General features: G+C 67.7%; 10 protein-coding genes. 4 read left to right on the forward strand and 6 right to left on the reverse strand.

The window, feature by feature from the left end:
* The first annotated feature begins 190 nt into the window (after positions 1–190).
* From TSH64_RS07825 to TSH64_RS07835, 3 genes are all read left to right on the forward strand, one after another.
* Positions 191–3,703 (forward strand): PAS domain-containing hybrid sensor histidine kinase/response regulator, encoded by a 3,513-nt coding sequence (locus tag TSH64_RS07825; protein WP_109096260.1) that lies wholly within the window; start codon positions 191–193, stop codon positions 3,701–3,703.
* A gap of 279 nt (positions 3,704–3,982) precedes the next feature.
* Positions 3,983–4,822 (forward strand): uridine kinase, encoded by an 840-nt coding sequence (locus TSH64_RS07830; protein ID WP_109096261.1) that lies wholly within the window; start codon positions 3,983–3,985, stop codon positions 4,820–4,822.
* An 11-nt stretch (positions 4,823–4,833) separates the two neighbouring features.
* Complete coding sequence (locus TSH64_RS07835; protein WP_109096262.1) at positions 4,834–5,667, forward strand: molybdenum storage protein subunit alpha; 834 nt, start codon at positions 4,834–4,836, stop codon at positions 5,665–5,667.
* A 91-nt stretch (positions 5,668–5,758) separates the two neighbouring features.
* Here TSH64_RS07835 and TSH64_RS07840 read toward each other — a convergent pair whose 3' ends face one another.
* From TSH64_RS07840 to gltX, 5 genes are all read right to left on the reverse strand, one after another.
* On the reverse strand, positions 5,759–6,118 hold the full coding sequence (locus tag TSH64_RS07840; protein WP_109096263.1) for a DUF4406 domain-containing protein: 360 nt from the start codon (positions 6,116–6,118) through the stop codon (positions 5,759–5,761).
* Between the two features lie 7 nt (positions 6,119–6,125).
* Positions 6,126–6,776 carry a response regulator transcription factor gene (locus TSH64_RS07845; protein WP_109051712.1) on the reverse strand — a complete coding sequence of 217 codons (651 nt, stop codon included), beginning with the start codon at positions 6,774–6,776 and terminating at the stop codon, positions 6,126–6,128.
* A gap of 131 nt (positions 6,777–6,907) precedes the next feature.
* On the reverse strand, positions 6,908–7,921 hold the full coding sequence (locus TSH64_RS07850) for a hypothetical protein (protein ID WP_109096264.1): 1,014 nt from the start codon (positions 7,919–7,921) through the stop codon (positions 6,908–6,910).
* Between the two features lie 46 nt (positions 7,922–7,967).
* Entirely contained in the window at positions 7,968–9,278 is a 1,311-nt protein-coding gene (gene gltA, locus TSH64_RS07855) for a citrate synthase (protein ID WP_109096265.1), read from the reverse strand.
* Between the two features lie 100 nt (positions 9,279–9,378).
* Positions 9,379–10,785 (reverse strand): glutamate--tRNA ligase, encoded by a 1,407-nt coding sequence (gene gltX / locus TSH64_RS07860; protein ID WP_109096266.1) that lies wholly within the window; start codon positions 10,783–10,785, stop codon positions 9,379–9,381.
* A gap of 156 nt (positions 10,786–10,941) precedes the next feature.
* On the opposite strand from gltX, the gene TSH64_RS07865 reads away from it, so the two are divergent.
* Positions 10,942–13,095 (forward strand): ComEC/Rec2 family competence protein, encoded by a 2,154-nt coding sequence (locus tag TSH64_RS07865; RefSeq protein ID WP_109096267.1) that lies wholly within the window; start codon positions 10,942–10,944, stop codon positions 13,093–13,095.
* Between the two features lie 73 nt (positions 13,096–13,168).
* Here TSH64_RS07865 and lexA read toward each other — a convergent pair whose 3' ends face one another.
* A complete protein-coding gene (gene lexA / locus TSH64_RS07870; protein WP_109096268.1) occupies positions 13,169–13,894 on the reverse strand; it encodes a transcriptional repressor LexA in 726 nt (241 codons plus the stop codon).
* Between the last annotated feature and the right edge of the window lie 141 nt (positions 13,895–14,035).

The following is a 14,035-nucleotide window of genomic DNA, read 5'->3' on the forward strand; positions in this document are numbered from 1 at the left end:
GAAATGTCCCGACGGGGGCGGGCGGGCGGTCGGGCGGCTCCCTTTGCTCCCCGCTCCACCGGCCGCATCCTTTTGCGTCCCGCCAAAAGTGGAAAGCGGATGCAGATTGCAAGCGCGGCGACAATGACGGGTTTGTGATAGGCTGTTGCCCGCAGGGAGCGAAAATCAAAAACCGGAGGCGCAAAGCCCCATGGAAAGCTGGTTCATCCTGGCCGCGTCGCTGGCCTATCTGCTGTCGCTGTTCGCCATCGCGTGGTACGGCGACCGAACCGGCACCCATGGCAGCGAGCGGCGCACACCCTGGCTCTATGCCCTAAGTTTCGGCGTCTACTGCACCTCCTGGACCTTCTATGGTGCGGTCGGGCGGGCGGCGACCGGCGGCTTCTACTTCCTGCCCATCTATATCGGACCCATCCTGATGATCGGGCTGGGCTGGCCGGTGCTGGCCCGCATCGTCCGGGTGGCGAAGTCGGAAAACGTCGTCTCGATCTCGGACTTCCTGTCGGCGCGCTATGGCAAGAGCCGCAGCCTGGCGGCACTCGTCACCGTCGCCGCGGTGATCGGGCTGCTGCCCTACATCGCCCTGCAATTGAAGGCGATCAGCGTCAGCTTCGAGATCCTGGCCGGGGCGTCACTGGGCGCCGACCTCAGCCAGATGCCGGGCGGGACGGCGCTGATGGCGGCGCTGCTGATGGCGGCCTTCGCCATCCTGTTCGGCGTGCGCAGCGTGTCGGCCAACGAACATCACCGCGGCCTGATGATGGCAATCGCCGCGGAATCGGTGGTGAAGCTGGCCGCGGCGCTGGGCGTGGGCGGGGCCATCGCCTTTTCCGTCTTCGGCGACCCGGCGACCTTCTTCGATGCCGCCGTCCGCCACCCGGGCTTTCTGGAGCTGATCCGGATGGACAGCATCGGCACCGACTGGTGGGTGGCCTGCCTGCTGTCGGGGCTGGCGATCCTGTGCCTGCCGCGCCAGTTCCACGTTGCGGTGGTGGAGAATACCCATGGCGGCGACGTGCGGTCGTCGGCGAAGCTGTTCCCGGCCTATCTGGTCGCCATCAACGTCTTCGTCCTGCCGGTGGCGCTGGCCGGGCTGATGCTGTTCCCGGACGGAACGACGAATGCCGACACCTTCATGGTGTCCATCCCTTTGAGCCAGGGCTGGCCATGGTTGGCGCTGGCCGCCTTCATCGGCGGACTGTCGGCCGCCACCAGCATGATCCTGGTGGAGATGGTAGCGCTCAGCACCATGATCTGCAACGACGTCGCCGTCCCGCTGCTGATGGCGCTGCGCCCGGACGACCGGCGGCTGCGCGACGATCCCGCGGGGATCCTGCTGCTGGTGCGGCGGTCGGCGGTGATCGTGCTGGTTCTGCTGTCCTACGGCTGCTACCGGCTGATCGGCCCGGCCTTTCCGCTGGCGACCATCGGGATGATGAGTTTCACCGCGGTGGCGCAGTTCGCCCCGGCATTGCTGGGCGGGCTGATCTGGAGCCGCGCCAGCCGCAGCGGCGCCTTCGCCGGCATCTGCGCCGGATTCGTCGGCTGGGCCTACACCATGCTGCTGCCGTCCTTCGCCGATGCCGGATGGCTGGCCTCCAGCGCCTTGCGCGAGGGCCCCTTCGGCTTGACCGGCCTCAGCCCGGTGGCGCTCGCCGGCATCGCCGGCATCGACCCGCTGACCAACGCCGCCCTGTGGAGCCTGGGGCCGAACCTCCTGCTGTTCGTCGTGGTCTCGCTGCTGACCCGTCCGTCGACTCTGGAGCGCCAGCAGGCCGCCCGCTTCATGAGCCTGCGCCGCGCCTCCGATGGCGAGCCGCATGGGCCGCGCGGCGCCACGCTGGCCGACCTGCACGATCTGGCACTGCGCTATGTCGGGCAGTCGCGCGCCGATGCCGCGTTCCGCCGCTTCACCGGCGTGGCAGACGGCGATTTGCGCACAGCACTGCTGATGCGCACCGATGGCGAGGCGATTCAGCTGACCGAGCGTCTGCTCGCCGGCGCCGTCGGGTCGGCATCGGCCCGCGTCGTGGTGGCTGGGCTGCTGTCCGACCGCCGGCTGTCGCGCACCGATGCGCGCTCGATCATCGACGAAGCCTCACGCGCCATCCTGAAGCAGCACGAGCTGCTCCGCGCCACCGTGGAGAATGTGCCCCAGGGCATCGCCGTGTTCGACGAGGACTGGCGCGTCGCCACCTGGAACAACCAGTTCGTCGTCCTCCTGGAACTGCCGGACGGCTTCGTCCAGGTCGGCACCTCGTTGCAGGACATCGTCGGACTGATCGCCCGGCGCGGTGAATATGGCCGCAACGGCGAGATCGAGACCCTGCTGGAGCGCCGGTCCGATCCGCGCCGCCGCAACAGGCCCGACGTCTATGAGCGGGTGCGGCCCGACGGCACGGTGCTGGAGATCGCCACCAACCCGATGCCGGGGCAGAGGCCCGGCGGACGGCCCGGCGGCGGCTTCGTCGCCGTCTACACCGACGTCACCGAACGCCACCGCGCCGCCGCCGCCCTGCGCGAAGCCAACGAAACGCTGGAACGCCGCATCGAGGAACGAACCCACGCCCTGTCGGAAGCGAAGGCGGAGGCCGAGCGTGCCAACCGCGGCAAGACCCGCTTCCTGGCCGCCGCCAGCCACGACCTGTTGCAACCTCTGCACGCCGCCCGGCTGTTCCTGTCGGCCCTGTCCGAACGCAACGGCGACAGTGCCATCCGCCAGATCGACGCCTCGCTGCGGTCGGTGGAAACGATCCTGGGCGATCTGCTGGACGTGTCGAAGATCGACAGCGGCGTTGTGAAGCCGAACCCGGTGCCGATGCGGATCGAGGAACTGCTGAAGCCGCTTGGCGAGGAATTCACCGTGCTGGCCAGCCGCCACGGGCTGGGGCTGCGGGTGGTCGACTGCTCCGCCATAGTCCACAGCGACCCGACGCTGCTACGGCGAATTCTTCAGAACTACCTCGCCAACGCGGTGCGCTACACCCGCACCGGCCGCATCCTGCTGGGCTGCCGGCGGCGGGGGAGTTTCCTGTCCATCGAGGTGTGGGACACCGGGCCCGGCATCCCCGAACACAAGGTGCCGGAAATCTTCATGGAGTTCCGCCAGCTCGACAACGACAGCGACGATCGGGGCGACCGCGGCAAGGGGCTGGGGCTGGGCCTCGCCATCGTCGAGCGACTGGCCGGCATCCTCGGCCACACGGTGCAGGTACGCTCCAAGGTCGGGCGGGGCAGCGCCTTCTCCGTGCTGGTGCCGCTGACCGACGAGCCGGTCGCCGCCCGTGCCGTCGTGGTCCGCCCGCGCGGCCGCGACCTGCGCGGCGTGCTGGTCCTTTGCCTGGAGAACGAGCCGGCCATCGCCCGCGCCACCGAGGATCTTTTGTCCAGCTGGTCCTGCCGCGTCGTCACCGCCGTCGCCCCCGACCTTGCGCTGGCGAAGCTGGAGGGGCGGACGCCGGACGTGATCCTGACCGACTACCACCTCGACCGCAGCCTGACCGGCGTGGAGGCTTTGCGGACCCTGCGCGCCTCGCTGGGCAGCGACATCCCGGCCGCCGTCGTCACCGCCGACCGCGACGCCGCCGTGCGCGAGGACATCGAGACGGCCGGCTGCCGGCTGCTGTACAAGCCGGTGCGTCCGGGCGCGCTGCGGGCATTGCTGGGCCAGCTGCTCGCCGAAAGGCAGCGGATGGCCGGTTAGCCGCACCGAAATTAAACCGCATAGAAATTGAGATTATTGACGGTTGAGACGCGGAGCCATACGGTTCCGGGGCATCGACCGTCACGGCCAGCCTTGGAGCTTCCGGTCAACGGACTCCACGATCCGAACAGGCCCCGTCAGGCAGGATGCGAATACTGGGGAGGCGCTTTGCGGCTTCGTCCGGAACCGTCGGGAGGAAAAGGTTCCGCAAAAGGACGCAGCGGCGGCGCCGACGACATGTATTGACGTGCAATGACGGAACGAAAGGATTGCCCTTCCATGGTGAATCCCACGGCGGCAAATTCCACGACACATTCGACTGCGGAACTTGAGGCGCTGCTGATGCAGCGCCCGCTGACCGATGCCGAGCTTCAGGCGACGGCGGAAGCGGCGGCGAATTTCCGCATCCTCCCCGATGCCACGGTGATCAAGATCGGTGGACAGAGCGTCATCGACCGCGGCCGGTCGGCGGTCTACCCGCTGGTGGACGAGATCGCGGCGGCGCGCAAGGCCCATAAGCTGCTGATCGGTACCGGCGCCGGCACCCGCGCCCGGCATCTCTATTCCATCGCCGCCGGCCTCGGCCTGCCGGCGGGCGTGCTGTCGCAGCTCGGCGCCTCGGTCGCCGACCAGAACGCCGCCATGCTGGGGCAGCTCCTCGCCAAGCACGGCGTCTCTGCCGTGGACGGCGCCGGCCTGTCCGTGGTCCCGCTCTATCTGGCGGAGGTGAACGCGGTGGTCTTCAGCGGCATGCCACCCTACACGCTGTGGATGCGTCCTCCGGCCAACGGCGTCATCCCGCCCTACCGTACCGACGCCGGCTGCTTCCTGGTCGCCGAACAGTTCGGCTGCAAGCGGATGATCTATGTGAAGGACGAGAACGGGCTCTACACCGCCAACCCGAAGACGTCCAAGGATGCGACCTTCATTCCGAAGATTTCGGTCGAGGAGATGAAGGCGAAGGGGCTTCAGGACTCGATCCTGGAGTTCCCGGTGCTCGACCTGCTGAAGGCCGCGCGCCATGTCCGCGAGGTGCAGATCGTCAATGGTCTGGTCCCCGGCAACCTGACCCGCGCACTCGCCGGCGAGCATGTCGGCACCATCATCACCGCGAGCTGAGGAGCCGGGACATGTCCGAGACCATCAACACCATCAAGCATGTGGCCTCGCCGCTCGCGCGGCAGACCCTTCTCAACGACGACCTGACCCGTCCGGTTGCCGGCGGCCGGCCGATCGCGCTGCTGCCCTGGCTTCATGTCGTGAAGATCGGCGGCCGGTCGATCATGGACCGCGGCCGCGACGCGATCCTGCCGGTCGTCGAGGAAATCCGCCGCCTCCTGCCGGAACACCGTCTGCTGATCCTGACCGGTGCCGGCATCCGCGCCCGCCATCTCTACAGCGTCGGGCTCGATCTCGGCCTGCCGGTCGGTTCGCTGGCGCCGCTGGCGGCGAGCGAGGCCGGACAGAATGGCCATATCCTGGCGTCGCTGCTGACACCGGACGGCGTCTCCTATGTGGAGCATCCGACCATCGCCAGCCAGTTGGCCGTCCATCTGTCGGCCGCCCGCGCGGTGGTGGGCAGTGCCTTCCCGCCCTATCATCATCACGAATTCCCGACCTCGCGCATTCCATCCCACCGGGCCGACACCGGGGCCTTCCTGCTGGCCGACGCGCTGGGGGTCGCCAGCCTGACCATCGTCGAGGATGTGGACGGCATTTATAGCACCGATCCCAACGGTGCGGACGGTGCAGTGGCCCGTCTATTGCCGGAGATCACGACCGCCGATCTGGCTGCCCATGACGGTCCCCTGCCGGTGGACCGGGCATTCGTCGAGGTGCTGGCGAACGCCCGCCACATCACCCGCGTCCAGTTGGTGAATGGCCTAGTTCCGGGACGGCTGACCGCCGCACTGCGCGGCGAGCATGTCGGCACGATAATCCACACTGGCGCCCGCCGGGTTTGACGGCCAGGAATTGAAACCAGGGCAGCGGGCGTACCATCGACGATGCGGTGCGCCCGCCTCTAGTTCACCGGAGCACGACGGACAGGAATGGTTAGGGCATTGTTGCGTTGCCAACAGAGTTCAATGGAATGTCATCAAGGCTGCTGTAGACCGGAAGCCCCCGCCTCCGAAAACGCTGCACCTCGGCATCAGCCCCGGCCGATGGGCCACCGACCCGCAAGCATGCATCGCAACGCTCGGCCAAGGCCAATGACACTGGCATCATGATTTCGTCATAAGCCGTCTCTCCGGCAACGGCGATGATCGGCAAGGCGGCATTCACGCCGATTACTGGAATATGCCCCCGGCGAAAGACTTGAAGAGCCGCCTCATTCAGAACGGTAAGATTTGCAGCGCGCTTCAGGGTATCGGCACCGTCGGTACTGTACGGACCGGCAACCATGATCAGCATATTTTCCTCATTCCACCGGTGGCGGCGGTACGGCGGACAGCGCCAACTGGCTCGCCAGCACGGCGGCCTGGGTGCGGGTCAGCACGCCCAGCTTGCGCAGGATCGTGGTGACATGCGCCTTCACCGTCGTCTCGGCGACGTTCATCTCATAGGCGATCTGCTTGTTCAGCTTGCCTTCGGCAATGCCGGCCAGGACGCGGAGCTGCTGGGGCGTCAGGGTGGCGGCGCGCTGGGCCGGGTCGGGGGCTTCGGTTTCGGGGCCGCCGTTGATCTCCGGCAGCCACAGCTCGCCGTCCAGCACGGCGTGGATCGCCTCGACGATCTGGGTGTTCGGCGCCGACTTGGGCACGAAGCCGGAAGCGCCATAGTCGATGGAGCGTTGGATCGTCACCGGATCCTCCGATGCCGACACCACGATCACCGGGATCGCCGGATGTTCGGACCGCAGCATCATCAGGCCGATCAGGCCGCTCATGCCGGGCATGTGCAGGTCCAGCAGGATGATGTCCGGCGGCTCCCCGGTGTCCAGCAGCGGCTTGATCTGTTCGAACCGCGACGCTTCCAGAATCACGGCGCCGGCAATCGCCTGACCAATGGTCTGGGTCAAGGCGGTACGCATCAGCGGGTGGTCGTCGGCAATCAGGATGCGGTGCGACATTGATTTTCCGAGAATGGAATTTCCGGATAAGGATGGTCCGGGTTTAAAACGGTTCCACCAGTATCCCCTTGCAGCCGCCCGTTGACAACTGCGCCCAATGCCGCGCGTCGACGTTTCCGGAGGATTTCCCCTCATCCGTCCGCGGACGGAATCGCACCGGCGCTGGTGCGTTCGTGGATGGCCTGACGGCGGAAGCGGTACAGCTCGGCCGGCCGGCCGCCGGTCTGGCTTTCATACTGGCCGGTGGGCTCCACGAAGCCGCCGCTGATCATCAGGCGGCGGAAATTCTGCTTGTGGACCCGTTCGCCCGACAGCGCCTCCACCACCAGCTGGAGCTGGTGCAGGGTGAAGGTCGGCGGCAGCAGCTCAAACACGATGGGGCGGTAGCGCAGCTTGCCTCGCAGCCGCTCCAGCGCGGTTGCCAGGATGCGCCGGCCATCGCGCGCCATCGGCCGGCCAAGCGCGCGCGGCATCGGCCCGCCGGTCGACACCGACGGGTCGACCCGGGCGGCGAGGTCGCGGTCGCGGAAGGACTCAACCACCAGCCCGGCCTCGTAGAGCAGTTCGAACCGCTCCAGCACGCGTTCCATGTCCCAGTCGGCACCGTCCAGGCCGAAGGCCATCTGGGCACGCTCGGCCCGGCGCAGCCGGGTCTCCTCGTCGGGCGCCGAGGCGATCCAGCCGCCGAGCGCCGGGGCGATGACTCCATCCAGCAGCGGCGGGCGCTGGTCGCGCCAGTCTTCCCACGGGAAATGGTCGTAGAGGTCGCGCCATTCGGCCGAGCCGCCGCCGCCCAGGGGGCCGTCCCTGACCAGCGCCAGATAGCCGACCACGACCGAGCGCGGACCGCCGAACAGCTCGTGCGGGTCGCGGTAACGGTCGCCGAAGGTGTAGAGCTGCTCGACATAACGGAGCGCCAGACCTGACAACCCCTCCGCCACCGCGCGGACACCTTCCTGCAGAGTGCGGAAACGCTCAGGCTCGAAGGGCGCGCCGGGGAGAGCGTCGCGATGCGGCAACGGCTCGTCGCCGCGCCGGTGGTTGTCCGGCACGGTGAATCCGCTGCGCACCGTCACGACGCGCGGAGTCCCGCCGGTCACCGCCACGATGGCGACCGACAGGCCCAGTTGAAGCGATTGGGTCACGGTGCGCCCCTCTCCTTTCGAAGAGGGGACGTCCGATGATGTGGGATCAACGCTTGTCCAAGGAGACGAAGGGACGGGCAGCGTGGCCGGTGAAGAGCTGGCGGGGGCGGCCGATCTTCTGGGCCGGATCCTCGATCATCTCCTTCCACTGGCTGATCCAGCCGACGGTGCGGGCCAGCGCGAACAGCACGGTGAACATGCTGGTCGGGAAGCCCATCGCCTTCAGGATGATGCCCGAGTAGAAATCGACGTTCGGATAGAGCTTCTTCTCGATGAAGTACTCGTCCGACAGGGCGATCTTCTCCAGCTCCATCGCGATGTCCAGCAGCGGCTCGTCCTTGATGCCGAGCTCGCCGAGAACCTCGTGGCAGGTCTGGCGCATGACCTGGGCGCGCGGGTCGTAGTTCTTGTAGACCCGGTGGCCGAAGCCCATCAGGCGGAAGTTGTCGTTCTTGTCCTTGGCGCGGCGGACGAACTCGGGGATGCGCTCCACCGAGCCGATCTCCTCCAGCATCTTCAGCACGGCTTCGTTCGCACCGCCATGGGCCGGACCCCACAGCGAGGCGATGCCGGCGGCGATGCAGGCGAACGGGTTGGCGCCCGACGAACCCGCCAGACGGACGGTGGAGGTCGAGGCGTTCTGCTCGTGGTCGGCGTGCAGGATGAAGATCTTGTCCATCGCCTTGGACAGGATCGGGTTGACCTTGAACGGCTCGCAGGGCGTGCCGAAGGTCATGTAGAGGAAGTTTTCCGCGTAGGACAGGTCGTTGCGCGGATACATGAAGGGCTGGCCGGTCGAGTACTTGTAGGCCATCGCCGCGATCGTCGGCATCTTGGCGATCAGGCGGTGCGCGGCGATCTTGCGCGCGGTCGGATCGTTGATGTCCAGCGAGTCGTGGTAGAAGGCCGACAGGGCGCCGACGACGCCGCACATGATCGCCATCGGGTGGGCATCACGGCGGAAGCCGCTGTAGAACTTGGTCAGCTGCTCGTGCACCATCGAGTGGCGGCGCAGGATGTTCTCGAACTCCGTGCGCTCGGCCGCGGTCGGCAGGTGGTTGTTGAGCAGGAGGAAGCAGACTTCCGGGAAGGTCGAATGCTCGGCCAGCTCATCGATGGCGTAGCCGCGGTGCAGCAGCACACCCTCGTCGCCGTCGATGTAGGTGATGCCCGATTCGCAGCTGCCCGTGGAGGTGAAGCCCGGATCGTAGGTGAAATAGCCGGTCTCGGCGTAGAGCTTGCGGATGTCGATCACGCTCGGCCCAACGCTGCCGTGCATGATCGGCATCGTGACCTGCTTGCCCGTCTTATTGTCGATGAGGGTAACGGTGTCCTTGCCGTCCTCAGTCTGGGTCATCTCGGCACGTCCTTATCGTTGAGGGTCGGGCTTAGCGCCCTTTTTTCGTCGGCGCAGCATAGTTCCATGGCTGCCCGATGGCAACGCACGGAAATGACCATTATGCTGCACCCGCTGCATCGCGGATGCGAGAAAGCGTCGCTTCCCGACCCAGCAATTCGGCCACCTCGAAGATCGGCGGCGACACCGTCGAACCGGTCAGCGCGGCGCGCAGCGGCTGCGCCACCTTGCCCAGCTTTTCGCCCCGTGCCTCGGCGAAGGCGCGGACCTGGGATTCGAGCGCGGCGGCGGTGAATTCCGGCTCGGCGGCGAAGGCTGCCGCCAGTTCCTTCAACAGAGTCCGGCCCTTTTCATCCAGCAGAGCGGTTGCTTTTTCGTCATAGCTGAGCGGCTGCGGCGCAACGTAGAAGCGTGCGCTCTGGGCCAGATCGACGACAGTGCGGGCGCGCTGCTTCAGCCCGTTCATCGCCCGCGTCAGAAGGTCGCGTTCCGCCTCGGACAGGCTGCGGCCGAGATCGGCCTCCAGCCGCGGGGCGATCAGGCCGAGCAGGCGGGAATCATCGGCCAGACGCATATAATGGGCGTTCAGATTTTCCAGCTTGGCGAAGTCGAAGCGCGACGCCGACCGGCCGATGCTCTCCAGGTTGAACCACTCGATCGCCTGTTCGGTCGAGATGATCTCGTCATCGCCGTGCGACCAGCCGAGCCGCAGCAGATAGTTGCGGACCGCCTCCGGCAGATAGCCCATGTCGCGGTAGGCATCGACGCCCAGCGCGCCATGGCGCTTGGACAGCTTGGCGCCGTCCGGCCCGTGGATGAGCGGGATATGGCCGAAGCGCGGCAGGTCCCAACCCATCGAATTGAAGATCTGGATCTGGCGGAAGGTGTTGGTCAGATGATCGTCGCCGCGGATGACGTGGGTGACGCCCATGTCGTGGTCGTCCACCACCACCGCCAGCAGATAGGTCGGCGTGCCGTCGGCGCGCAGCAGGATCAGGTCGTCGAGCTGGGCGTTCTGCACCGTCACCTCGCCCTGGACGAGGTCGTTCAGGACGGTCTGGCCTTCCTGCGGCGCCTTCAGGCGGATCACCGGTGCCACGCCCGGAGGGGCGTCGGACTCGGGACGGTCACGCCAGCGGCCGTCGTAGCGCATCGGCTGGCCGGCGGCCTTCTGGGCGGCGCGCATCTCCTCCAGCTCTTCCGGGCTGCAATAGCAACGATAGGCCTTGCCGGCGGCCAGCATCTGGTGCGCGACCTCGGCATGGCGGTCCTTGCGCCCGAACTGGCTGACGGCATCGCCGTCCCAATCCAGGCCCAGCCACTTCAGCCCGTCGATGATGGCATCCACCGCCGCGTCGGTGGACCGTTGCCGGTCGGTGTCTTCGATCCGCAGCAGGAACTGACCGCCGGTGTTGCGGGCGTACAGCCAGTTGAACAGGGCGGTGCGGCCACCGCCGATGTGCAGAAAGCCGGTCGGCGACGGAGCGAAGCGGGTGACGACGGTCATCGGTCTCTCAATTTCCGGTTCGGCGCTGGTATGATGCGCCGGTGGTTCGACACCGTGGTTTAACACAGCCACCCGGCTTGGAGGCAATGCGATGCGCGCATGGACGGTCGTTGAGGGGCTCGCGGGTGGCATCGCTGCGCCCGGAATCCGTTACCGGTGACGGCCGCCGGCTGGCCGGAGGAGGAAACCGACGGCCCCCCGGCGCTCGGCGGAGGCTGGCGGCGCCTGCTGGCGCGCGTGGGTGGGCGACTCGTGGCGCTCGCGGAGGCGGAAGGCGAGCGCTGGGTGCTGTGGCTGCCCGTCGCCTTCGGGGCGGGGGTATCGTTCTATTTCGGCCTGCGGCAGGAGCCCGACTGGTGGATTGGCGCGGCTGCGGTCGGCGGCTGCGCGGTGCTGGTTCTGGCGCTGCGGCGATGGTTCGCCATGGCCGGTGTGGCGATGGCGCTGTTGATGCTGGCGGCGGGGTTCCTGGTGGCGCAGGCGCACACCATCCGCATGGCGGCCCCGGTGCTGAGCCGCAGCATCGCCGGGGCGACCGTCACCGGCCGGGTGATGGCGGTGGAACGGCGGCCGGGCGCGACGCGGATCACCCTGCGGGAGGTGACCGTCAGCAGGCTGGCGCCGGAACGGACGCCGGCCGCCGTGCGCATCCGCCTGTCGGACCGCTTCCCGGCACCGGCGCCCGGATCGGTGGTGCGGCTGCGGGCGACGCTGCTGCCGCCGCAGGCGCCGGCCGAACCAGGCGCCTTCGACTTCCAGCGGCGCGCCTGGTTCATGGGGCTGGGCGGCACGGGCTTCGCCACCGGTGCGCCGGAACTGGTCGAGGCGCCGCCGGTGACGGGATGGAGTACGGTCGCCATCGCCTTCGAGAAGGCGCGCGGCGCGATTGCCGAGCGGGTGGCGTCCGCCATCGGCGACCCGGTGGAGGCGAGCGTCACCACGGCGCTGCTGAACGGCGAGGAGTTCGGCATCCCGGAAGCGACGATGGACGACTTCCGCAACAGCGGGCTGGCGCATCTGCTGTCGATTTCCGGCCTGCATGTCGGCATCGCCGCCGGCATCCTGTTCTATGTCGTGCGGGCGTTGCTGGCGTCGGTGCCCTATATTGCGCTGCGCTGGCCGATCAAGAAGATCGCCGCGCTGTTCGGCATCCTGTCGGCGCTTGGCTACACGCTCTTGGTCGGGGCGCCGCTGCCGACGGTGCGGTCGGTGCTGATGACCGGCATAGTGATGGGAGCGATCATGCTGGACCGTCACCCGTTGAGCATGCGGCTGGTCGCCTTCGCCGGGCTGGTCACCATGGCGATGGATCCGGAGGGGATGCTGGGCCCGAGCTTCCAGATGTCCTTTGCCGCGGTGGTGGCGCTGATCGCCGCCTTCGAGAAGGGCAGCGCCAGGCTGGCGGACTGGCGGCGCGATGCGGGATGGGTCGTGCGCGGGCTGTTCTATGTCGGCGGGATCCTGCTGACCAGCGTGGTGGCGACGCTGGCGACCTTGCCCTTCTCGCTCTTCCATTTCCAGCAGATCGCCTTCTATGGCGTGTTGTCGAACCTGATCGCCATTCCCATCACGTCCTTCTGGGTCATGCCGTGGAGCCTGATCGCCTACGCGCTGCTGCCCTTCGGACTGGAGGCGCCGGCGCTGATCGCCATGAACTGGGGCGACCGGGCGGTGATCTGGACGGCGGAGTTCTTCGGCCGTCTCCCCTGGGCTTCGCTGACCGTGCCGGCGATGCCGGCGGAAGGCTTCGCGGTGCTGGTGATGGGAGGGATCTGGCTCTGTCTTTGGACGCGCTGGTGGCGGTGGCTGGGGATGCTGCCGGTCCTGGCCGGGCTGGCCTCGCCGATGCTGGCGGTGCGGCCGGATGTGCTGGTGGCCGGCGACGGGACGGTGATGGCGGTCAGGCTGCCGGACGGACGGCTGAGCGCATCGGTCAAGGGCGGCGGCCGGATGACCGAAACCTGGCGGGAGCGCGATGGCGAGCGGTCGGTGGCCGATCCCTGGCCGGCCGACGGGGGATGGAGCGGGGGAGGGCGGTCGCTGGACTGCGACGCGTTTGGCTGCCTGTACCGGGTGCAGGGAAAGACCGTGGCGTTGCCGCGGCTGCCGGATGCGCTGGACGAGGACTGTGGGGCAGCCGATGCGGTGGTGACGGCGCAGGTGGCGCGGCGCTGCCGGGCGGACCTGGTGGTGGACCGCTGGACCCTGCGGCATGAAGGCGCGCATACGCTGACGGTGACCGCCGAGGGGGTGACGGTGGAGACGGTGCGCGGGCTGCGGGGAGATCGGCCCTGGACCGGAGGAAAGTGAGAGGAACTTGGACCTCGCCGATCCCATCCGCCGCGGGGACGGAGGAGAGGATCGGCGGTCGGGCAGGAAAAGCTCAGTACTTGCGCACGAGACCGACCAGCTTGCCCTGCACGCGGACGCGGTCGGCGCCGAAGATGCGGGTTTCATAGGCGGCGTTGGCGGGTTCCAGGGCGATGGTGTTGCCCTTGCGGCGCAGGCGCTTCAGCGTCACTTCGCCCTCATCCACCAGTGCGACGACAATCGTGCCGTTCTCCGCCGCATCGCAGCGCTGGATCACGATGGTGTCGTGGTCGAGGATGCCGGCTTCGATCATCGAGTCGCCGGAAACCTCCAGCGCATAATGGTCGCCACCGGTCAGCATGGAGGCGGGGACATCGACGAAGGCGCTGTTGTCGCGCAGCGCCTCGATGGGCGTACCGGCGGCGATCCGTCCATAGAGTGGGAGCTGCACCGTCTCGTTCGCGGCGGCCGGGGTCGGTGCGGGGGGAGCGGCGTCGCGGCCGGCGAAGGCGAAATCGCCCTTGATGACGTTGGGCTGGAACTTCGGCTTGGGAGCCGCGGTCCGGTTGCGGGAAGCGTCGAGACCCTCGGGAAGGCGCAGAACCTCCAGCGCACGGGCCCGGTGGGGCAGGCGGCGGATGAAGCCGCGCTCCTCGAGCCCGGTGATCAGGCGATGGATACCCGACTTGGACTTCAGGCCCAGGGCGTCCTTCATCTCGTCGAACGACGGCGAGACACCGCCCTGGCCAAGCCGTTCGTGGATGAACAGCAGCAATTCGTGCTGCTTGCGCGTGAGCATGGATGCCTCCCGGCCTCGGCCAGACTGAAGATGGAACAAAAACTAAACGTTGCTCCATGTTCTAGTTTGGTTCCTGCCGCGCGTCAAGCCCTCCATCGGCATCTTTTAGAACTAGAGGGGAACATCTGGAACGGCATGAAA

The organism is Azospirillum sp. TSH64, from assembly GCF_003116035.1.
Classification (GTDB): Bacteria; Pseudomonadota; Alphaproteobacteria; order Azospirillales; family Azospirillaceae; genus Azospirillum.